The following is a 22,353-nucleotide window of genomic DNA, read 5'->3' as shown; positions in this document are numbered from 1 at the left end:
TCGTCGTCGCGCGTGGTTCGATCGTGCGCTCAGCCAATCCCCGTCAGCCCCGTTTGCTGATGCAGCGTGAGCCAGAACTCGTCGGTTGTGTTTAGATGGATGGTTGCCGGGTTCACGCCGCCGGAACCAGTCCCATCAGGATCATACGCCACTTGTCCGGCCGCCGTCGTCACGAGATGACCGTCGTTCCACCACATCAGTGCGTTTTTCAGTCCTTCGCCGTCGGCTGTCACGGGTGTACCTACGTATCCAGCGGCATCCGTAACATTGACAAAACCATGCCACGCCGACGAACTCGTTGCCACCGCACTGCCCGCCAGGGCAGTGTGGCCGGCATTTTCGGCGACGACGAGGGTTAAATTGCCGTGCCCGTCATCAACAAGGCCACTAGCTGCGATATTGACCCCAACGCCGGACCACGCGCCAGGCGCCGCCTTGGTGAGCCACATCACGGCTTCGTCGATCAGGTTGTTGGGCTCGGCCTTGCCATTGTCGATGTTCAGCTGAGTGGCGATAGCCTGCTGCAACATGATCATTCGGGCGTCGCCGGATGTGCTGGACGACTCGATCGCTGCGGCAAGTTTGTCCGAGATCAGGAGATCGTGCGCATCATTTGCGATTCCGTCGCCGTTGGAATCGCCGAGCAGGAGGTTACCATCGTGGCGCGGATTTATCTCGAGTTTGCTTAATACGCCGCTTTTGAACGCACTCGTGGTCGGATTGCTTTCCTTGCCATTGACGCCATCCCAGGCATCGGTATGGCTACCCCAGAAGCCCTGGGTCAAAGTCCCGCCCTGCTCGGTAAAGGTACCGGTATAGGACGAACCGTCGTCGTCACTGACGGTCGAGCTGCCAAGGTGGCCTGTCGCTGTCCCGGTGTTGTTGTAGCCACCGAGGACTGCTGTGCCAGTAGCCTTGTAAACCCATGTCTCGGTAGTTTCGAGAATATGGTCACCATTCGTGTCGCCGCTAACATAGACCGGCGTCACGCCTTTGCTATCCGTCACCGCAATGTTGGACAAATCGACGTTGCCATCGTTGGTGACGGTGTAGGTCCATGTGACCCCCGAGCCGGCCAGAATACTGATGCCGTCACCCGTGTGATTGGCAGTGCCGTCGAAACCGGTTGTCACTTTTTCGATATGGATCGACGGGTCCTGGTCGACCACCGTTGTCGCTGTGGCGTCCTGCGGAGCGGTCTGGGTCGTATCCACCGTCGCGGTGTTGACCAGGTCGGCTCCAGCGTTCATCTCGGCCTGCGTCACCGTGTGACTGGCCGTAAACGACCACTTCTCGCCCACATCTAGGATGTTGTCGTTGTTGCCGACAATGTCGGCACCGCGTGTTGCACCACTGTCTGCAAACGAAGTATCAGTCAACGTGACACCGGTCAGATCGATGTTGCCGGTGTTGTCGACTTCGATCGTGTAATTGATCACCTGGCCCGCGTGATCCGCCTGGTTCACATCCAGTAGATCAGTCGGGGTTGTGCTCGCGACCTTCGTAATCGTCAGCGACGGGTCCTGGTCGACCACCGTTGTCGCTGTGGCGTCTTGCGGAGCGGTCTGGGCCGTATCCACCGTCGCGGTGTTGACCAGGTCGGCTCCAGCGTTCATCTCGGCCTGCGTCACCGTGTGACTGGCCGTAAACGACCACTTCTCGCCCACATCTAGGATGTTGTCGTTGTTGCCGACAATGTCGGCACCGCGTGTTGCACCACTGTCTGCAAACGACGTATCGGCCAATGTGACACCGGTCAGATCGATGTTGCCGGTGTTGTCGATTTCGATCGTGTAGTTAATCACCTGGCCCGCGTGATCCGCCTGGTTCATATCCAGTAGATCAGTCGGGGTTGTGCTCGCGACTTTCGTAATCGTCAGCGACGGGTCCTGGTCGACCACCGTTGTCGCTGTGGCGTCCTGCGGAGCGGTCTGGGCCGTATCCACCGTCGCGGTGTTGACCAGGTTGGCGCCAGCGTTCATCTCGGCCTGCGTCACCGTGTGACTGGCCGTAAACGACCACTTCTCGCCCACATCTAGGATGTTGTCGTTGTTGCCGACAATGTCGGCACCTCGTGTTGCACCACTGTCTGCAAACGACGTATCAGTCAACGTGACACCGGTCAGATCGATGTTGCCGGTGTTGTCGACTTCGATCGTGTAGTTGATCACCTGGCCCGTGTGATCCGCCTGGTTCACATCCAGTAGATCAGTCGGGGTTGTGCTCGCGACCTTCGTAATCGTCAGCGACGGGTCGAATACGATCGGCACAAACGCTGTTGACGTTGCGTCAGGCACCCCGGTAGCCGAAGCAGTTGCCAGGTTATCGATAAAGCCATCGCCCGGCGCACCACCGATCGGGGTGCCATAGCCGTCGTGGTCGAGATCGGCCTGAATGACGGTATAAGATGCAGTATACTCCCAGTGCTCGCCGGGATCGAGTATGTTGTTATGGTTCGCATCGCCGCTGTTGAAAGCCCCGCTGAGCGTGGGTATCGCGTTTGTCACGCCAAAGCTTTCGACTTGATCGGTGACAGCCGTCACGGTGAGACCGGCGGTGCCCGTATTTCCAAGCTCGATGTTGTAGTTGATCACGTCGCCGGCATGGTCCACGACGAGATTTTGCGTGTCGAGGTTCACGTCGTGTACGATTTTCAGAATCGTTAGCGCGCCTTGCCCACCGGGACCGCCACCTGCGGGTGCAGCGACCGACCATTCCTCAAATCCCGCATCGGCGTTCGAGAATTCCGAGTTGAGATATATGAACGCCGACGGGTCCGTCCCTGAAAAGTAGCTGTCCGGGATCAGTATTTTGTAGTCACTATGGCCGCTACCCGATGACCATGCCGTCAACTGGACAGAGACGTTTACGTTATCCCCTGGAGTAGCGCTGAGGCCGTCCGGCCCTCCGTCCATGTCGTAAATCTGCGTCAAGCCTGCGAGGCTCGTAAGATCTCCTGCGGCGGCCTTATAGATTTGAAGAGTATCGAGCGTGATTGGTTTATCCGTCTCGTTCAAGTCTAGCCGGAATTCGCGGTAATCGACCCCGTTAACAGTGACGATCGGAACAGCGCTCAGCAGAAGGCTGTGATTGTGGACGGAGGAGCTTCCGGTGTCCTCTACTGGAGCAGCGTCTGTGTTAAAGCCCTGTTCGACACCTCCCTCTTGCGGATTCGCCTGGATTTGCACGAACGAGGGGAAGATGCCCGTGCCTGTCGCCGTATGTGTATCACCGGTTAGAAAGACTATCCCGTTAGTTAGTGTAGCCGGAACGACGGCGGGCACCGGTATGTGAGGAGCAGAATCGGTAAACGCCGTTGTCGCCATCAGACCGGCGGTTTGGTCCGTCGCGCTAAGCACAAATGACTCGCCTGCCGCGTCCTGTCCGACGGTCCAGGAGGTCTGGATCACACCGTTGGCAACGCCATCAAGATCGCCCACACCACCATCCGTAATTGTCCAAGGCGCGTTCGTGCCAGACACGGCTGTTCCCGCCACGTCGGTGACATTGAACGTAACGGTATCGCCCACGCCGACGCTCGCCGTGAAAGCAGCCGTCGATCCCGGCGCATAGTCGGGAAGATCGGTTGTTACGGAGATATTGGTGGTCAGGGAAGGATCGGAGCTCAGGAGCATCGAGTCGTCGACGAGAATATACGTGTTGGTGGTGGCGTCGTACTTGTACGTGGCCATAAATAAACCCTCCTCAAAATCCGCAACTACAATCTCTAAAATTCACATTCGTCGTGACGCGCTCTCGGTCTTTTCACCGCGAGCGCTCCCACAAAATTACAGGGCGCAGGCTGCGCCCATGGCAATGCACACGCGGCGAACGTCGCAGTCGCCGTTTTATCCGCTGGTGTCGTTCTGGTCGGATTTAGCCCCCGCCCTGCCCGCAGCCACTCCTCCCAGCTTGGCATGTGGCCAGGAGCCTGTAATTGTCGAAAGTCACAATTTGCTACATTTTCTTCATGATTCATTAACCAGCGGGATTAGCGGCTAACCATCAACAGGAAAGGCAATTCGCGATCCGTTCCGAAGCGTGCTTGCCGGGCCGGCAGCAACCTTAATCAGCAAAATCAGTTGGTTCAGCGCCGATTGCGGCCTACTGATTGCGGCGACGCGCCACCAGCGGGATGCCTCGAATTGGCTGTGAGCGGTTAACAGGATACGGCCGTGGACAGGCTTCGGAAGTCGAGTAACCTATTAAAATCCCTGCCGGAAGGGCTGACTTCCCGCCTGGTCGAGAATGGCGTGCGCGGCCACGCCAAAGCAGACAGCGTGCTGTTTTCTGCCGGCGAGCCCGGCGATGGGCTCTACTTCATCGAAGCGGGTTTGCTCAAAGTGGTGATTGTATCGCCGGGCGGCGAGGAGAGCGTTGTCAGTTTGCTCGGCCCAGGCGAGTTCGCCGGCGAACTGGCCATGATCGACGGGCTGCCCCGGTCGGCTTCGGTAGTCGTGCTGCGGGACTGCAGCTACCGCTTCATCAGCAAAGAGAGTTTTCAGAAATTCACCGCGACGCATCCCGAATTCTACCGCGAGCTGGCGAGGGTCCTGTCCATGCGCTTGCGTGAAGCAGACCAGGCGCTTGCGGCGGCGACGTTTCTTTCCGGCAAGGAACGGCTGGCGCGAGCGCTGCTCGATCTCGCGGGGTATGTCGGCAAGCCTTCCGACTCGGGCAGCGTGATGTTTACCTTTAAGGTCAGCAATGGCGACCTCGCGGCGATGGCGGGAATGGCACGCGAAAACGTGAGCCGCGTGCTTCGCGAATGGCGGGACCGCAAGCTCGTCAGCCAGTCCGCGCACTATCACTGCATCCACGATATCGCTGCGCTGGAGCGTGAGGTGAAGCTGACGACACAAAAATGACCCGAGGGCGCGGAATGCGCCTGTAGTTCGCACTGCTCGTGCGCTGGCTTTGCGAACGCAATAGTAACTTTTAGCGAGGCTGCCGAGTATACCGTTTGATCCAAAGTCCATTTGAAACGAACCAGGCAGTCCGATGCTCATTTGGCGAATACGCAACCCAAGTGCCGAAGCGCGCCGAATTCATCACGAAAAATAGAAAAATCAGAAAGTTAGGGGGCATTAAATTAGTCCCCCAATTTAGTTGTAATACCTCAAACGCACAACGTCAGGGCTGCCAACGGCAGATCTGGACAGCCATGTCAGGGAGTACCCGACGAACTCTCGGGCGGAATTGCCTGACCTCTTGTCAAAAAGCTGACACCAGCTTCCCGAACGGTTGCTCGGCGAGATCAGACCTCGTGTCGAGAAGGTTTTAGGCAGCCTTTGCGGGCGAAGTGTGAGATTGAGCCGCAGGCGGCAGAGGCCAATCCATCATGCCGGCGAGAACGCGCTGGGTGTATCCGACTGCGGCCGACGGGATTGAGCCGCGCGCTCGAACTCCCACGCACGCGCAAGGCGCTCGGGAGGGGTTTCCTTCAAAAACCTGGCCCAGGCCGCGCTAAAACCGTTCATGCAGGCGTCGCGACTTTCGGCTGTCCCGTTCGCCCATTCCGGCATTGCCAAGGGCACGGTGACGAACCATTCCCATGGAGCAGCGGGCGATTTCGGATCGGCCACCAGGCGGATCCTGCCTATGGCATAGTCTTCATGCCAGACCACATAGTCGTCATGCACATCGGCCCATTTACGACGGGCATTAAGCGTGATCGATTTCTTCGCCATCGCAATACTTCAAACCTGGAAAGCGCGCGGAATGATCAAAAAAGCAGGACGCGAATTTCAGGATTTAGCGACCTTTTTCGACGAAAGCAACGCGTCGGCGCTTTTCGTCAATCCGCCGGCCACCTGTTTTGCAGCATCAGGTGAGAGCGCATAGCCAGCCTGACCTTCCAGCCGATGATTAAGGATGAACAGGACCAAACCACGGCCGCTCGTGTCTGCCGTAATGGTAAAGTTCTTTGGCAGTTCGAAGCGGACCTCATCGGGATTGCGGCTGCCTCCCCCATCAGTGGCCAGAGTTGAAGATCTCCCTGGTGCGGTGTCCGCAGAAGGCGCCGGCTGCTGCACGCTCCTGGCTCGGGTCAGAGCGTCAACGAGATCGTCCAGACATTCACACGCAAACCTGAGCTCCAAGTCCCCGGTGTACTTGCCACTGGTAGCGACAATCACCTCTTTCTTGTCGTCCGAAAGACTTGCGGCCTTTACTGCGGCAATCCTGATGGCCATTCGCTGCTCTTCCTTCAAAAAATTTGGACCGTGCGGTCTAACCGGCGCCTTCGGGCAAAAATTCGATTGCGGGCTCGCTCAGTCGTTTGCGGCTTGCCGTATCGTTCTGCCGAAATGGTCATCTTCTGACATCGTCGCCTCGAATTCAGCGTTAAAGATAAAACGCCAATTTTGCAAACCGGGGTTTGGCGCGGCTCGCGCCAGACCTCATTCAGCCGCGGCCGGGACAACAATGGCCCGGCCTCGGAGTTAGCCAGAATGCGAGGATCGGTATTGCCCTCGTTAATTCTAGATCCTACAATTTGCCAATAAGCGCTAGTATTTCGATTTAATGAGACTTGCCCCAGGCGGCGCAACAGCCATGTCGATAACCCCGACCCCGCGGATCGTTACGGAATTCAAGCCAAAATTCGAAATCAAGATTGATCTTGATGACCGGTGCTTCGTTTTTCCGGCAGGCAAATCCGTTAGCCAATTGCTCCTGACGTCTGATGGCAGAACGGTCTTTCTCGATGCGACCTATCCCTTCAATCAATCCCACACTCCGCCGCGCCTGATCTCTCTTGATCTGGAAGACACGAAGGAGTTCAGCCGGCGATTGATCGAAGCCGTTCACTGCGCCCGGGCCCAGCTTGTCGCAACGAGCGGCGTTCGCATCTCCATCAACGTCAATGCGAATGGCTATCACATTCAGTTCGGCGACATGAACAGCGCGATCGACCTGTTTCTCGGAACGAGCTGCATCTGGCGGGTGTGCCAAGGGTTACTGAGGATTGCAGACCTCATTGCACCCATTGAATCCAACTGACCGGCAGCGGCAATCAGACTTCAGTTTGCTCGCCGCTGATTTCTGGTGGGTCTCCAATGGGCATCACCGTTGGCGGCACAGCAAGCAGATAACTGAGATGAAGCGTTTGCGGTGATTTATATCCGTCGAATACGACCCGGACGGCATTCCTCGTCTGGGCGAAACCGACAACCGTCCCCTTCCGGCCTTGCAAGCGTTGGCTCCGTCTCCCGCCCACCTTCATCTGGCAGCGAGAGCCAATCGATAATTTGGCTTCAATCGAATCGTCGCTCATCTTGACCTATTTTGATAAGCGACTCCGTGGGCATGCCAGTCCCTTATGTAGTCGCCAGATTGAGCGCGAGCGAACGTCTTGCGCGATTCGAATTTGGAAGCCGGCCAGGGATCGGATCGATTCATTTCCGAGGCTTTTCTTTCGCGGGCTTTCGAAGGCGGACGCCCGGACCGCCCCCATTCTCATCGATGAAGTCTACTCCGGCGGCTTCCAATGCGCGGCGAACTGCGAGGTCGTTCGCTGCAGTCATGGACGTCTCGCTGTCGGTTAGCTCGGCGCGGCGAATGGTCGTGAGCCCGACAGCGGATGCGCGCGCGAGATCTTCCGCACTCCAACGGATGAGAGCGCGGCCTGCACGAAGCTGCGCGCTAGTTAGCGGATTGCGAAGGGGGGTTGACTTATTCATTCCATATGATACTTTTCATTCCATTCGGACGAAATACATCCGAAATTGTCCGCGTAGCAAACGCTATTTCAGTCTTTGGAGAAAGTCATGAATTCGCAAAAGTTTACAAATTCTCATGGAGGGCGCCGCTCTTTCATCGGTGGCTCAGATGCCCGCGTCATCATGGGAAGCGATGAAGGCGCGCTAATGCGGGTGTGGCGGGAGAAGCGTGGCGAGGCCGATCCAGAGGACCTGTCGGGCAACCTCATCGTCCAGCTTGGGACGGTTACCGAAGACCTCAACCGGCGATGGTACGAACTTAACAGCGGGCATGTCATCAAGGATGTCCAGCGACGCGCCCGGCACCAGGTAATCCCGTGGATGGCGGCAACCCTCGACGGGATTGTCGAGAGCACGGGAGCAGTCTTCGAAGCCAAATTCATGCTGCCGTGGTCGTTCTCGGAGGAAGCAGCCGCCGAGAAACACATGGCCCAGCTTCAGCACAACATGTGGGTGATCCAGTCCCGCTCCGCGGTGCTTTCGATCATCACCGGAGGCGGCAAATGGGTTGAGATGACCATTCCGTCCGATCCGCTCTATCAACATCTCCTGCTCACCGCGGAAAAGAAGTTCTGGCGCTGCGTCGAGACTGGCGAGATCCCTCATCTGTTCGGTGTCGAGACGCCAAGGCCGCGGATCGAGGCGGTCCGGATCGTGGACATGACTTCATCGAATTCCTGGGCGGAATTCGCTGGAGTGTTTTGCCAGACTCGCGGAGCGTTCCTCAATCATGAAGCCGCGAAGGTCGAGCTGAAGAAGCTGATGCCAGAGGATGCCAAGGAGGCGATCGGGCATGGCATCCGGGCCAAGCGCTCCAAATCAGGCGCCATCAGCTTTGATCTTCAGGTGGCGGAGGTCGGTCATGCAGCGCTCTAGCCAGTCGATTGGAGCAATTGCAGGCGCGCTGGCAAAAGCTCAGATCGAACTTGCCAATCCCGAGAAGTCGCTGACCGCGACCATCCGGTCCCCCTTCCCGCGCGAAGGCGACCGCAGCTTCCGCTACGCGTCCCTATCCAGTGGATTAGATCTGGTACGCAAGAGCCTCGGCCGGCACGAGATTGCCACAGTGCAAACCACCTCGATCGATGAAGCGGCCGGGCTGATCCGGCTAACCACAACGCTCGCGCATTCATCCGGCGAATGGGTCTCCTCGGATTGGCCGGTCTGTCCCGTCAGCGAGACAGCCACGCCGCATCGGATGGGAGCCGCCCTCACCTATGCCCGGCGCTACGCGCTGTTCACGCTGGTCGGGATTGCCGGCGAAGATGACCTCGATGCGCCGGATCTTGTTGGCGCCCCGCCCCATCCGATTGGATCGGATCAACCCAGCCACCAAGTCGCCGAAAAGATCGGGCCTGCCTCACCTCCCGATGCTGCAATCCCCGCGCCCTCCCCCACAGCGGCGACGTCCGATTACGGCCGACGCAAACCGGTCAGACCGCCGCGCGTAGTCCTGCCTGCTGATCATTCGCTGGCTCTGCGCGAGAAGCTGATCTCCGAGCTTAAGGCCTTTAAAGAATCCGACGCTTTGACAATCTGGGCACAACGGGTTCTGATCCTCAAAAATCAGCTCACCACATCGGATTCCCAGGAGCTCGAGACCGCTTTTGCCGCGAAGCTCAACGAGCTCTGCGACGACGGTGCTGCAACTCTCGATACGGCCGGGGCGAGCACGAGAGCCGAGACCAACGGCAACAGCAAGGCGGCGATTGCAAACGGCAACACCAGTTTCGACCGCGAACCAATTTCGACAGGCGAGAAACCCAAGCCTGGACGCAAGCTCAACGGAAATCGCGTGCCTAAGCGCGGCGCAACGCAGAAAAATGCATCCGTCGTCGGCGCAACTTCGCAGGCTCCTACGCAGCTTGTCACCCCGATTAGCAAACCTCTTCGGTTGCGCGACCGCAATCATCTGAAGTTCGTGAGCACCCAGCCCTGCCTCGCCTGCGGTCGCAGCCCCTCGGATGCACACCATCTTAAGTTCGCTCAGCAGCGCGCCATGGGACGTAAAGTAAGCGACGAGTTCACTGTGCCGCTTTGCAGGCTTCACCATCACGAGCTCCATCGATATGGCGACGAACGCATATGGTGGCAGCAGCTGAGTCTCGATCCAATGCCGATGGCGCAGCGGCTATGGTTGTGTACACGGTCGGACGGTACGGCCTCGAGGAGCACGTAGCGGAAATTAGGAGCGGCTCAAGTAGCCTAATCGATCAACCCTACTTCCGCCGCGAAACGTAACCACGGCGGCAATCCTGAGAATCAAAAAGGGCAGCTCGCGCTGCCCCAATTGCCCGGATCGGCTCCTCAAACGACAGAATGCGGATCGTGGTAAGTCACCAATGTTCCGCCGCCATTGTCTACCGACGTAGTGAAGCCGTTCCCCGAATATTGCCCCAGGATGACAATGTTAGCGGTGTGCACGCCGTCGCTCACGGTCAGGGTGCCACCGGTTCCTGCTTGGTTGGCCGTGTAGCTCTCTGTCGTGGATGCGCCAAACAGGATGTCGTGCAGATCCAACTGATTGCCCGACGCCAGACCTGAAACGGTGCCCGTGAAGTCAACGGAATGATCAAGCTTCAGGGTTCCGAGGGCGCTGAAGTCGAACTTTGCATCTGCCGACGACGCGCCGGCGAATTCGAGCGTCGCCGAGCCGCTGATCAATGCCGAGCCGCCACTGACATTGCCGTTGGCTACAATATTTCCGTTGTTCGCCCAGAGGACTCCGGAATTCGCGACATCGCTATCGATCACAAGTCCGCCACTGCCGGTTGCTTCCAGCGTTCCCGAATTGACGATGGTATTCGTCCCGGTATCGATATCGAGCGCATTGGTTCCGTTTGCAATGATGGTGCCTTCGTTGACAAGCGCCATGAACCCATCACCGAGGTGGCCGGCGCCGGTAATGGTGTTGTCCACGTTGGTGAGCGTGACGTCGGAAACCGTACCGACAATGAAATTTTCGCTGCTGTCGGAAAGGACGACCTGCCCGTGGCCGTCGAGCGTAATGCCATGCTCGATAAGCTGGAGATCGGTCTCGTCGCCGGTCGAGTTCAGCGAGATCGTGCCGGTGTTGTGGATGATACCGCTGAGCGGCAGGACGGCACCATCGTCAATCGTCATCGTGACCGAAATGTCGGTCTCCGGCGTTTGATCGAACACGAAGTCGCTCGAGTTAAGCGATGCGGCATCGACGCCGTGCAGCGTGATCGTTTGGCCATCTCCCAGAGTGATCACGGCATCGCCGGCACCGTCGTCGGCCGTGTGGGCCTGGATATCGCTAAAGCTCGCGAATCCGGCATAGCCGATGAGATCGATCTGGTCTGCGGCAACGTCGAAGCTATAGACGGTGTCATGCCCGATCGGCTGCGAGAACACCAACAGGTCGTGGCCACTCGACGCGGTCAGGAAGTCGTCACCGGACAGCGCGAAGATCGGCGAGCCTGCCGCATAGGCTTCGACGTTGTCGACGACGGTTGCGTGTCCGGTGCTACCGTCCGCATTGGTCCAGGTTTCCGTGATGTTGAGTACCAGCGCACCGGTGTAAGCGGCGGGTGACGTGATTGACAGTGATGCAACGTCGTTGGTCACTACCGTCCAAGTGCCGTCGCCGTTGTTTGTACCTTCGCTCACGCTCCAGCCGGAAAGAACTCCAGCAATGGTGAGGGAGAAAGAGCCGACATGATTGACCGATGAGTCGGTGAGTCCCAAATTGATTGGCTCGCCGCTGACGCCGGCAGGCGCCACCGTGGTCGTGGTTGCTTGAAGTGTGTTACCGGCAGCATCCGTGGCCGTCGCACTAATGCTATCTCCTGTGTTTGGCTTTTGGTTGGAGGGTATGCCGGCGAGCGTCCATGTATGGTTGGTATTGTCGATAGTCAATGTACCGGTAAGGGTGGTCGTGCCATCCTTGACCGTAATCGAGCTGACATTTGTTACATCCGTAAAGGTCCCGGATATTGTTGTAGCATTTTTTTGGACCGTGTTGATCTGAAGTGTCGGATTTGCATCCAGCACAAAGCTGGTGGTGCCGGCCGAACTGGTGTTGCCGGCCGCATCGGTCGCGATCGCACTCACGCTGATCGTGCCGTCGGTCAGCGTCGTCAGGTCCCCAGATGTCAGCGTCACCACCTGCGCGCTGCCGGTGCCGGTCACCGTCTTGGTCACCGTATGGATGCCGTTGGTGAACGTCACCGCAATGCTGGCGCCAGATTCGTCGCTCACCGTCACTACACCGCCCGCCTGCGTCGCTTCCGCCGCGGTCGCGCCGTTGGCCACGCCCGTCCCCAACGCCAGCGTCGGCGCCGCCGGGGGATGCGTGTCCAGCACAAAGCTGGTGGTGCCGGCCGAACTGGTGTTGCCGGCCGCATCGGTCGCGATCGCACTCACGCTGATCGTGCCGTCGGTCAGCGTCGTCAGGTCCCCAGATGTCAGCGTCACCGCCTGCGCGCTGCCGGTGCCGGTCACCGTCTTGGTCACCGTATGGATGCCGTTGGTGAACGTCACCGCAATGCTGGCGCCAGATTCGTCGCTCACCGTCACTACACCGCCCGCCTGCGTCGCTTCCGCCGCGGTCGCGCCGTTGGCCACGCCCGTCCCCAGCGCCAGCGTCGGCGCCGCCGGGGGATGCGTGTCCAGCACAAAGCTGGTGGTGCCGGCCGAACTGGTGTTGCCGGCCGCATCGGTCGCGATCGCACTCACGCTGATCGTGCCGTCGGTCAGCGTCGTCAGGTCCCCAGATGTCAGCGTCACCACCTGCGCGCTGCCGGTGCCGGTCACCGTCTTGGTCACCGTATGGATGCCGTTGGTGAACGTCACCGCAATGCTGGCGCCAGATTCGTCGCTCACCGTCACTACACCGCCCGCCTGCGTCGCTTCCGCCGCGGTCGCGCCGTTGGCCACGCCCGTCCCCAACGCCAGCGTCGGCGCCGCCGGGGGATGCGTGTCCAGCACAAAGCTGGTGGTGCCGGCCGAACTGGTGTTGCCGGCCGCATCGGTCGCGATCGCACTCACGCTGATCGTGCCGTCGGTCAGCGTCGTCAGGTCCCCAGATGTCAGCGTCACCGCCTGCGCGCTGCCGGTGCCGGTCACCGTCTTGGTCACCGTATGGATGCCGTTGGTGAACGTCACCGCAATGCTGGCGCCGGACTCGTCGCTCACCGTCACTACACCGCTCGCCTGCGTCGCTTCCGCAGCCGTCGCGCCGTTGGCCACGCCCGTGCCCAGCGCCAGCGTCGGAGCCACCGGGAGGTGCGTGTCGAGCGTGAAGCTCAGGACATCGCTGACGCTGACGTTGCCGGCGGTGTCGGTCGCCTGCACCTGAATGGTGTGGGCGCCATCGCCGAGCGCGGCCGGATCGTAGGTGGCGCTAAAGGTGGCGGCGCCGTCGACCTTGTAGGCGATGGTGGCGGCGGAATCCTGGCCGGAAACCGTCACGCTCGCGTTGGAGGTGATGCCGTCGCTGTTCGAGCTGCCGGTGTCGCTGGCCAGCACAACGGTCGGCTTGGCCTCGCTGGTGTCGAGCGTGAAGCTCAGGACATCGCTGACGCTGACGTTGCCGGCGGTGTCGGTCGCCTGCACCTGAATGGTGTGGGCGCCATCGCCGAGCGCGGCCGGATCGTAGGTGGCGCTAAAGGTGGCGGCGCCGTCGACCTTGTAGGCGATGGTGGCGGCGGAATCCTGGCCGGAAACCGTCACGCTCGCGTTGGAGGTGATGCCGTCGCTGTTCGAGCTGCCGGTGTCGCTGGCCAGCACAACGGTCGGCTTGGCCTCGCTGGTGTCGAGCGTGAAGCTCAGGACATCGCTGACGCTGACGTTGCCGGCGGTGTCGGTCGCCTGCACCTGAATGGTGTGGGCGCCATCGCCGAGCGCGGCCGGATCGTAGGTGGCGCTAAAGGTGGCGGCGCCGTCGACCTTGTAGGCGATGGTGGCGGCGGAATCCTGGCCGGAAACCGTCACGCTCGCGTTGGAGGTGATGCCGTCGCTGTTCGAGCTGCCGGTGTCGCTGGCCAGCACAACGGTCGGCTTGGCCTCGCTGGTGTCGAGCGTGAAGCTCAGGACATCGCTGACGCTGACGTTGCCGGCGGTGTCGGTCGCCTGCACCTGAATGGTGTGGGCGCCATCGCCGAGCGCGGCCGGATCGTAGGTGGCGCTAAAGGTGGCGGCGCCGTCGACCTTGTAGGCGATGGTGGCGGCGGAATCCTGGCCGGAAACCGTCACGCTCGCGTTGGAGGTGATGCCGTCGCTGTTCGAGCTGCCGGTGTCGCTGGCCAGCACAACGGTCGGCTTGGCCTCGCTGGTGTCGAGCGTGAAGCTCAGGACATCGCTGACGCTGACGTTGCCGGCGGTGTCGGTCGCCTGCACCTGAATGGTGTGGGCGCCATCGCCGAGCGCGGCCGGATCGTAGGTGGCGCTAAAGGTGGCGGCGCCGTCGACCTTGTAGGCGATGGTGGCGGCGGAATCCTGGCCGGAAACCGTCACGCTCGCGTTGGAGGTGATGCCGTCGCTGTTCGAGCTGCCGGTGTCGCTGGCCAGCACAACGGTCGGCTTGGCCTCGCTGGTGTCGAGCGTGAAGCTCAGGACATCGCTGACGCTGACGTTGCCGGCGGTGTCGGTCGCCTGCACCTGAATGGTGTGGGCGCCATCGCCGAGCGCGGCCGGATCGTAGGTGGCGCTAAAGGTGGCGGCGCCGTCGACCTTGTAGGCGATGGTGGCGGCGGAATCCTGGCCGGAAACCGTCACGCTCGCGTTGGAGGTGATGCCGTCGCTGTTCGAGCTGCCGGTGTCGCTGGCCAGCACAACGGTCGGCTTGGCCTCGCTGGTGTCGAGCGTGAAGCTCAGGACATCGCTGACGCTGACGTTGCCGGCGGTGTCGGTCGCCTGCACCTGAATGGTGTGGGCGCCATCGCCGAGCGCGGCCGGATCGTATGTGGCGCTAAAGGTGGCGGCGCCGTCGACCTTGTAGGCGATGGTGGCGGCGGAATCCTGGCCGGAAACCGTCACGCTCGCGTTGGAGGTGATGCCGTCGCTGTTCGAGCTGCCGGTGTCGCTGGCCAGCACAACGGTCGGCTTGGCCTCGCTGGTGTCGAGCGTGAAGCTCAGGACATCGCTGACGCTGACGTTGCCGGCGGTGTCGGTCGCCTGCACCTGAATGGTGTGGGCGCCATCGCCGAGCGCGGCCGGATCGTAGGTGGCGCTAAAGGTGGCGGCGCCGTCGACCTTGTAGGCGATGGTGGCGGCGGAATCCTGGCCGGAAACCGTCACGCTCGCGTTGGAGGTGATGCCGTCGCTGTTCGAGCTGCCGGTGTCGCTGGCCAGCACAACGGTCGGCTTGGCCTCGCTGGTGTCGAGCGTGAAGCTCAGGACATCGCTGACGCTGACGTTGCCGGCGGTGTCGGTCGCCTGCACCTGAATGGTGTGGGCGCCATCGCCGAGCGCGGCCGGATCGTAGGTGGCGCTAAAGGTGGCGGCGCCGTCGACCTTGTAGGCGATGGTGGCGGCGGAATCCTGGCCGGAAACCGTCACGCTCGCGTTGGAGGTGATGCCGTCGCTGTTCGAGCTGCCGGTGTCGCTGGCCAGCACAACGGTCGGCTTGGCCTCGCTGGTGTCGAGCGTGAAGCTCAGGACATCGCTGACGCTGACGTTGCCGGCGGTGTCGGTCGCCTGCACCTGAATGGTGTGGGCGCCATCGCCGAGCGCGGCCGGATCGTAGGTGGCGCTAAAGGTGGCGGCGCCGTCGACCTTGTAGGCGATGGTGGCGGCGGAATCCTGGCCGGAAACCGTCACGCTCGCGTTGGAGGTGATGCCGTCGCTGTTCGAGCTGCCGGTGTCGCTGGCCAGCACAACGGTCGGCTTGGCCTCGCTGGTGTCGAGCGTGAAGCTCAGGACATCGCTGACGCTGACGTTGCCGGCGGTGTCGGTCGCCTGCACCTGAATGGTGTGGGCGCCATCGCCGAGCGCGGCCGGATCGTATGTGGCGCTAAAGGTGGCGGCGCCGTCGACCTTGTAGGCGATGGTGGCGGCGGAATCCTGGCCGGAAACCGTCACGCTCGCGTTGGAGGTGATGCCGTCGCTGTTCGAGCTGCCGGTGTCGCTGGCCAGCACAACGGTCGGCTTGGCCTCGCTGGTGTCGAGCGTGAAGCTCAGGACATCGCTGACGCTGACGTTGCCGGCGGTGTCGGTCGCCTGCACCTGAATGGTGTGGGCGCCATCGCCGAGCGCGGCCGGATCGTAGGTGGCGCTAAAGGTGGCGGCGCCGTCGACCTTGTAGGCGATGGTGGCGGCGGAATCCTGGCCGGAAACCGTCACGCTCGCGTTGGAGGTGATGCCGTCGCTGTTCGAGCTGCCGGTGTCGCTGGCCAGCACAACGGTCGGCTTGGCCTCGCTGGTGTCGAGCGTGAAGCTCAGGACATCGCTGACGCTGACGTTGCCGGCGGTGTCGGTCGCCTGCACCTGAATGGTGTGGGCGCCATCGCCGAGCGCGGCCGGATCGTAGGTGGCGCTAAAGGTGGCGGCGCCGTCGACCTTGTAGGCGATGGTGGCGGCGGAATCCTGGCCGGAAACCGTCACGCTCGCGTTGGAGGTGATGCCGTCGCTGTTCGAGCTGCCGGTGTCGCTGGCCAGCACAACGGTCGGCTTGGCCTCGCTGGTGTCGAGCGTGAAGCTCAGGACATCGCTGACGCTGACGTTGCCGGCGGTGTCGGTCGCCTGCACCTGAATGGTGTGGGCGCCATCGCCGAGCGCGGCCGGATCGTAGGTGGCGCTAAAGGTGGCGGCGCCGTCGACCTTGTAGGCGATGGTGGCGGCGGAATCCTGGCCGGAAACCGTCACGCTCGCGTTGGAGGTGATGCCGTCGCTGTTCGAGCTGCCGGTGTCGCTGGCCAGCACAACGGTCGGCTTGGCCTCGCTGGTGTCGAGCGTGAAGCTCAGGACATCGCTGACGCTGACGTTGCCGGCGGTGTCGGTCGCCTGCACCTGAATGGTGTGGGCGCCATCGCCGAGCGCGGCCGGATCGTAGGTGGCGCTAAAGGTGGCGGCGCCGTCGACCTTGTAGGCGATGGTGGCGGCGGAATCCTGGCCGGAAACCGTCACGCTCGCGTTGGAGGTGATGCCGTCGCTGTTCGAGCTGCCGGTGTCGCTGGCCAGCACAACGGTCGGCTTGGCCTCGCTGGTGTCGAGCGTGAAGCTCAGGACATCGCTGACGCTGACGTTGCCGGCGGTGTCGGTCGCCTGCACCTGAATGGTGTGGGCGCCATCGCCGAGCGCGGCCGGATCGTAGGTGGCGCTAAAGGTGGCGGCGCCGTCGACCTTGTAGGCGATGGTGGCGGCGGAATCCTGGCCGGAAACCGTCACGCTCGCGTTGGAGGTGATGCCGTCGCTGTTCGAGCTGCCGGTGTCGCTGGCCAGCACAACGGTCGGCTTGGCCTCGCTGGTGTCGAGCGTGAAGCTCAGGACATCGCTGACGCTGACGTTGCCGGCGGTGTCGGTCGCCTGCACCTGAATGGTGTGGGCGCCATCGCCGAGCGCGGCCGGATCGTAGGTGGCGCTAAAGGTGGCGGCGCCGTCGACCTTGTAGGCGATGGTGGCGGCGGAATCCTGGCCGGAAACCGTCACGCTCGCGTTGGAGGTGATGCCGTCGCTGTTCGAGCTGCCGGTGTCGCTGGCCAGCACAACGGTCGGCTTGGCCTCGCTGGTGTCGAGCGTGAAGCTCAGGACATCGCTGACGCTGACGTTGCCGGCGGTGTCGGTCGCCTGCACCTGAATGGTGTGGGCGCCATCGCCGAGCGCGGCCGGATCGTAGGTGGCGCTAAAGGTGGCGGCGCCGTCGACCTTGTAGGCGATGGTGGCGGCGGAATCCTGGCCGGAAACCGTCACGCTCGCGTTGGAGGTGATGCCGTCGCTGTTCGAGCTGCCGGTGTCGCTGGCCAGCACAACGGTCGGCTTGGCCTCGCTGGTGTCGAGCGTGAAGCTCAGGACATCGCTGACGCTGACGTTGCCGGCGGTGTCGGTCGCCTGCACCTGAATGGTGTGGGCGCCATCGCCGAGCGCGGCCGGATCGTAGGTGGCGCTAAAGGTGGCGGCGCCGTCGACCTTGTAGGCGATGGTGGCGGCGGAATCCTGGCCGGAAACCGTCACGCTCGCGTTGGAGGTGATGCCGTCGCTGTTCGAGCTGCCGGTGTCGCTGGCCAGCACAACGGTCGGCTTGGCCTCGCTGGTGTCGAGCGTGAAGCTCAGGACATCGCTGACGCTGACGTTGCCGGCGGTGTCGGTCGCCTGCACCTGAATGGTGTGGGCGCCATCGCCGAGCGCGGCCGGATCGTATGTGGCGCTAAAGGTGGCGGCGCCGTCGACCTTGTAGGCGATGGTGGCGGCGGAATCCTGGCCGGAAACCGTCACGCTCGCGTTGGAGGTGATGCCGTCGCTGTTCGAGCTGCCGGTGTCGCTGGCCAGCACAACGGTCGGCTTGGCCTCGCTGGTGTCGAGCGTGAAGCTCAGGACATCGCTGACGCTGACGTTGCCGGCGGTGTCGGTCGCCTGCACCTGAATGGTGTGGGCGCCATCGCCGAGCGCGGCCGGATCGTAGGTGGCGCTAAAGGTGGCGGCGCCGTCGACCTTGTAGGCGATGGTGGCGGCGGAATCCTGGCCGGAAACCGTCACGCTCGCGTTGGAGGTGATGCCGTCGCTGTTCGAGCTGCCGGTGTCGCTGGCCAGCACAACGGTCGGCTTGGCCTCGCTGGTGTCGAGCGTGAAGCTCAGGACATCGCTGACGCTGACGTTGCCGGCGGTGTCGGTCGCCTGCACCTGAATGGTGTGGGCGCCATCGCCGAGCGCGGCCGGATCGTAGGTGGCGCTAAAGGTGGCGGCGCCGTCGACCTTGTAGGCGATGGTGGCGGCGGAATCCTGGCCGGAAACCGTCACGCTCGCGTTGGAGGTGATGCCGTCGCTGTTCGAGCTGCCGGTGTCGCTGGCCAGCACAACGGTCGGCTTGGCCTCGCTGGTGTCGAGCGTGAAGCTCAGGACATCGCTGACGCTGACGTTGCCGGCGGTGTCGGTCGCCTGCACCTGAATGGTGTGGGCGCCATCGCCGAGCGCGGCCGGATCGTAGGTGGCGCTAAAGGTGGCGGCGCCGTCGACCTTGTAGGCGATGGTGGCGGCGGAATCCTGGCCGGAAACCGTCACGCTCGCGTTGGAGGTGATGCCGTCGCTGTTCGAGCTGCCGGTGTCGCTGGCCAGCACAACGGTCGGCTTGGCCTCGCTGGTGTCGAGCGTGAAGCTCAGGACATCGCTGACGCTGACGTTGCCGGCGGTGTCGGTCGCCTGCACCTGAATGGTGTGGGCGCCATCGCCGAGCGCGGCCGGATCGTAGGTGGCGCTAAAGGTGGCGGCGCCGTCGACCTTGTAGGCGATGGTGGCGGCGGAATCCTGGCCGGAAACCGTCACGCTCGCGTTGGAGGTGATGCCGTCGCTGTTCGAGCTGCCGGTGTCGCTGGCCAGCACAACGGTCGGCTTGGCCTCGCTGGTGTCGAGCGTGAAGCTCAGGACATCGCTGACGCTGACGTTGCCGGCGGTGTCGGTCGCCTGCACCTGAATGGTGTGGGCGCCATCGCCGAGCGCGGCCGGATCGTAGGTGGCGCTAAAGGTGGCGGCGCCGTCGACCTTGTAGGCGATGGTGGCGGCGGAATCCTGGCCGGAAACCGTCACGCTCGCGTTGGAGGTGATGCCGTCGCTGTTCGAGCTGCCGGTGTCGCTGGCCAGCACAACGGTCGGCTTGGCCTCGCTGGTGTCGAGCGTGAAGCTCAGGACATCGCTGACGCTGACGTTGCCGGCGGTGTCGGTCGCCTGCACCTGAATGGTGTGGGCGCCATCGCCGAGCGCGGCCGGATCGTAGGTGGCGCTAAAGGTGGCGGCGCCGTCGACCTTGTAGGCGATGGTGGCGGCGGAATCCTGGCCGGAAACCGTCACGCTCGCGTTGGAGGTGATGCCGTCGCTGTTCGAGCTGCCGGTGTCGCTGGCCAGCACAACGGTCGGCTTGGCCTCGCTGGTGTCGAGCGTGAAGCTCAGGACCCCCGTGGTTGACGTGTTGCTGGCCGTGTCGGTAAACTTGGCCGAGATCGACTTGGCGCCGTCGATCCCAAGATCACCGGCCATCACTGTCAGGCTGACGCTGTGAGCCGCCACTTCCGCCGCTGTGATCGTGTGCACAACCGGACGAGACAGCGAAGAACCGCCGAGCAGCAGCTCAACAGTATCGCCGGCCGCAACCGTGGGATTGAGTGCAACCGTGAAGGTCGGAGCCGTCACATTGGTGATGTTGTCGGTGTGCAACGATCCGGAATCCGAGGCGTCGATAAGATCCGGCGTGCCGCCTGTCGGCGCGACTTCGTCGACCGTGATCGCGTGGCTTCCTTGGACGAGGTGATTATCGACGTCCAATACACTCGCCTGAACCGTGTAGGTGCCATTGGCAAGCCCTGCGAAGGTCCCCGTGCCGCCAGCGGGAACCGTCACCGACCAGCTATTTGCCGCAACCGTGGCCGTGTATGTATCTATGACGTGATTAGAGCCATCCACCACCTGAACGGTAACCGTCTGCCCTGCCGCAACCCCGACCGTGGTGCCAGCAATCGTGAAGCCGTTAGCGGCCTCACTGGCATTCACAGTGTCATCCCCGGCAATTGGAGCATTGATCGAAATCGTGCCAGTCGTATTTGCCACACCGATAAAGTCGGCGAGACTCGGCTTTGAGTATCCAGCAAGATCGATCTTCAGATCGGCATTTCCGTCTCCATTCGTATCCGCAAAAATGTACGAACCACCGGATCCATCGCTCGTCCACCAAACGGAATAAGCAGCACCCTGCATGGGGTTGCCGCTTTTGGCTGCGTCTTGGAGCCAAAAGAGTTTCGTTAAGCCCAACGATTGTGCACTTGTTAATGCAGTTGGGTCCGCAACAAGCTTACCGAAGTCGATTTTATCCTGATTAGCTACCGTCGAACCGGCCGTGTTTACTCCTGTGAAGTTTGTGATCTGGTCCCAGGTCTGCGCCGGCTGACCGCCGGAATTAAGCTGTCCTGCAGCGGGCGAGTCAGTGGCAGACGTGTAAACGAAGTAATCGGAACCCACCCCGCCCGTCAGGACGTCTGCGCCCGCTCCGCCCTGGATGATGTTGTGAATAGCAACATTACTTGCGATGCCTTGAATGTTGTCTTTGCCGGCACCACCGTCGATATCCGCAGTTACCAGCAAGGAGCTGGACACGACTTGAGTCGTTACCCCCGTTTGTTGACCCATCCAGCTCAAAAATTGACTGACGTCGGTTGATGTCGTCGCGGCTGAATTGAGAGTGAGCGAGCTCGTAGAGGTCAAGGCACTGGCGTAGCTTCCGAGACTATCGGTTTGCGCGATATCGATAGTGCCGGTTCCAGCACCCCAGATTGTGTAGGTAGCGCCTCCGATAGAGAAAGTCAGACGTAGATTGCCGGTCCAAAAGGAGGCATCGATCGTTAAAGTCTGCGTTGCGTTGGTAGTCGGAAACAGCGCGTTCGCGACTTCTTGTAAAGTAACGTATTCGGTCCCGCCTGTGTCATTCGTCTTTGACGTATCGAGCACATTCAAGTTGTCTACTGTCGTCCCATCGAGCACGGCGGCATAGCCCACAATGCCTATTTTCGAGAGCGGGGGTCGCGCGACCACATCGAGCGACCAGGAACCACCCTGCTCTGCCGATCCAACCTTATTGCGGGTGCTCGCAACACTCACTCCGCTTAGTTCTGTCAATGCATTCACAAAATCCTGCCCGCGCCGGCCTTCCGCCGCGTGGCAGGACCACAGCAGCAGCCGGCCATCCACGCTCATCGCGGCACCGATCTGCTTTAGATCGGCAGCGTAAAGGTCAAGCGTCTCGGGCGTGAGCGAGCCTGCCGTAAATCTCACCTCCCCCGGCCGGCCATGGGCAATGACGTGGATCGCTTCCAGTCCTTCTCGCCCGTCAACCGCTCGCGCCATCTGGCGCGGAGCTGGTTCATCAATCGAGAGCAAGATCGGCTCCACATCGGGGCGGAGGCCCTTGAGCAGGGTTTCGAGGTCATCGACGCCGCGGTCGATGAAGGCGATCTCGCGCTTGGGGGTGGCGGTCATGGAAGAAATCTCCACTGGAAATGAGGGGGCGGCGGCAGGCGCGTCGGTGTCGGAAATGCGTTTGGTGATTGATGCGAAATCTTGACGCTCGGCCATAACGCTTCCCTGCAATTGGATTGATGCGAAAAATTCAGGATCGGTCGGATGGAATGGCTGTCAGCAAGGACAGCATGTCGAGGGGATCGCCGGGAGCGATCTCGGGTGGGTCGACGGATGCCGACGGATCGTTTGCAAGAGTTGCCGACGGCTCGATCGGAAGATCCGGTGACGGAGCGCCAGTCGAAATTTCCTGGAGGCGGGATTCAATCTCGGACCAGTCGACCGTCGGTTCGGCTTTCGGGGAAAAAATGACGCGCCCCATTACTCACTCCTCAACTCTGCCTACGCAGAGCAGGTGCGATCGCATTCGAAGAGCTACTCACAAAGAGAACGCCGACGATCGGCGTGCAGTCAGCGCAAGCGCGCTGCCGCTAGAAAAAATCTCTGGCCTATTGTG

At 61.6% G+C, this 22,353-nt stretch carries 9 protein-coding genes; 3 read left to right on the top strand and 6 right to left on the bottom strand.

All coding sequences use genetic code 11. The features are described 5' to 3' along the window. Positions 1-29: 29 nt before the first annotated feature. Positions 30-3,692 carry a beta strand repeat-containing protein gene (locus V1289_RS40810; protein WP_334404872.1) on the bottom strand — a complete coding sequence of 1,221 codons (3,663 nt, stop codon included), beginning with the start codon at positions 3,690-3,692 and terminating at the stop codon, positions 30-32. Between the two features lie 483 nt (positions 3,693-4,175). Between V1289_RS40810 and V1289_RS40805 the strand changes: the two genes are divergently transcribed. After that, positions 4,176-4,868: a Crp/Fnr family transcriptional regulator gene (locus tag V1289_RS40805; RefSeq protein WP_334404871.1), complete on the top strand. Its 693-nt coding sequence runs from the start codon at positions 4,176-4,178 to the stop codon at positions 4,866-4,868. 471 nt (positions 4,869-5,339) lie between these two features. Here the strand turns inward: V1289_RS40805 and V1289_RS40800 are convergent, their stop codons facing one another. From V1289_RS40800 to V1289_RS40785, 4 genes are all read right to left on the bottom strand, one after another. After that, positions 5,340-5,690: a hypothetical protein gene (locus V1289_RS40800; RefSeq protein ID WP_334404870.1), complete on the bottom strand. Its 351-nt coding sequence runs from the start codon at positions 5,688-5,690 to the stop codon at positions 5,340-5,342. 57 nt (positions 5,691-5,747) lie between these two features. Then, positions 5,748-6,194: a hypothetical protein gene (locus V1289_RS40795; RefSeq protein WP_334404869.1), complete on the bottom strand. Its 447-nt coding sequence runs from the start codon at positions 6,192-6,194 to the stop codon at positions 5,748-5,750. Positions 6,195-6,522: 328 nt separating this feature from the next. After that, positions 6,523-6,954, bottom strand: a complete 432-nt coding sequence (locus V1289_RS40790) for a hypothetical protein (RefSeq protein ID WP_334404868.1) — start codon at positions 6,952-6,954, stop codon at positions 6,523-6,525. 61 nt (positions 6,955-7,015) lie between these two features. Beyond that, positions 7,016-7,276 (bottom strand): hypothetical protein, encoded by a 261-nt coding sequence (locus V1289_RS40785; RefSeq protein ID WP_334404867.1) that lies wholly within the window; start codon positions 7,274-7,276, stop codon positions 7,016-7,018. A 493-nt stretch (positions 7,277-7,769) separates the two neighbouring features. On the opposite strand from V1289_RS40785, the gene V1289_RS40780 reads away from it, so the two are divergent. Together V1289_RS40780 and V1289_RS40775 are read left to right on the top strand one after the other, a co-directional pair. Beyond that, positions 7,770-8,597 carry a YqaJ viral recombinase family protein gene (locus V1289_RS40780; RefSeq protein WP_334404865.1) on the top strand — a complete coding sequence of 276 codons (828 nt, stop codon included), beginning with the start codon at positions 7,770-7,772 and terminating at the stop codon, positions 8,595-8,597. After that, positions 8,584-9,900, top strand: coding sequence for an ERF family protein (locus tag V1289_RS40775; protein WP_334404863.1), 1,317 nt, complete (start codon positions 8,584-8,586; stop codon positions 9,898-9,900). Before V1289_RS40780 ends, V1289_RS40775 begins: the two co-directional genes overlap by 14 nt. Before the next feature lie 128 nt (positions 9,901-10,028). Here the strand turns inward: V1289_RS40775 and V1289_RS40770 are convergent, their stop codons facing one another. Beyond that, the gene (locus tag V1289_RS40770; RefSeq protein WP_334404862.1) at positions 10,029-21,857 is read right to left on the bottom strand and encodes an Ig-like domain-containing protein; all 11,829 of its coding nucleotides are present in this window, start codon (positions 21,855-21,857) and stop codon (positions 10,029-10,031) included. Between the last annotated feature and the right edge of the window lie 496 nt (positions 21,858-22,353).

This window comes from Bradyrhizobium sp. AZCC 2289, assembly GCF_036924615.1.
Taxonomy (GTDB): Bacteria; Pseudomonadota; Alphaproteobacteria; order Rhizobiales; family Xanthobacteraceae; genus Bradyrhizobium.
Note: the sequence above shows the minus strand (reverse complement) of the source record. Positions and strands in the feature narration are given on the sequence as shown.

Excerpts from the sequence above, each read along its gene's own strand:
- V1289_RS40780 (WP_334404865.1), top strand. The coding sequence starts at position 7,770 with ATGAATTCGCAAAAGTTTACAAATTCTCATGGAGGGCGCCGCTCTTTC.
- V1289_RS40770 (WP_334404862.1), bottom strand. The coding sequence starts at position 21,857 with ATGACCGCCACCCCCAAGCGCGAGATCGCCTTCATCGACCGCGGCGTC.
- V1289_RS40775 (WP_334404863.1), top strand. The coding sequence starts at position 8,584 with ATGCAGCGCTCTAGCCAGTCGATTGGAGCAATTGCAGGCGCGCTGGCA.
- V1289_RS40795 (WP_334404869.1), bottom strand. The coding sequence starts at position 6,194 with ATGGCCATCAGGATTGCCGCAGTAAAGGCCGCAAGTCTTTCGGACGAC.
- V1289_RS40800 (WP_334404870.1), bottom strand. The coding sequence starts at position 5,690 with ATGGCGAAGAAATCGATCACGCTTAATGCCCGTCGTAAATGGGCCGAT.
- V1289_RS40785 (WP_334404867.1), bottom strand. The coding sequence starts at position 7,276 with ATGAGCGACGATTCGATTGAAGCCAAATTATCGATTGGCTCTCGCTGC.
- V1289_RS40810 (WP_334404872.1), bottom strand. The coding sequence starts at position 3,692 with ATGGCCACGTACAAGTACGACGCCACCACCAACACGTATATTCTCGTC.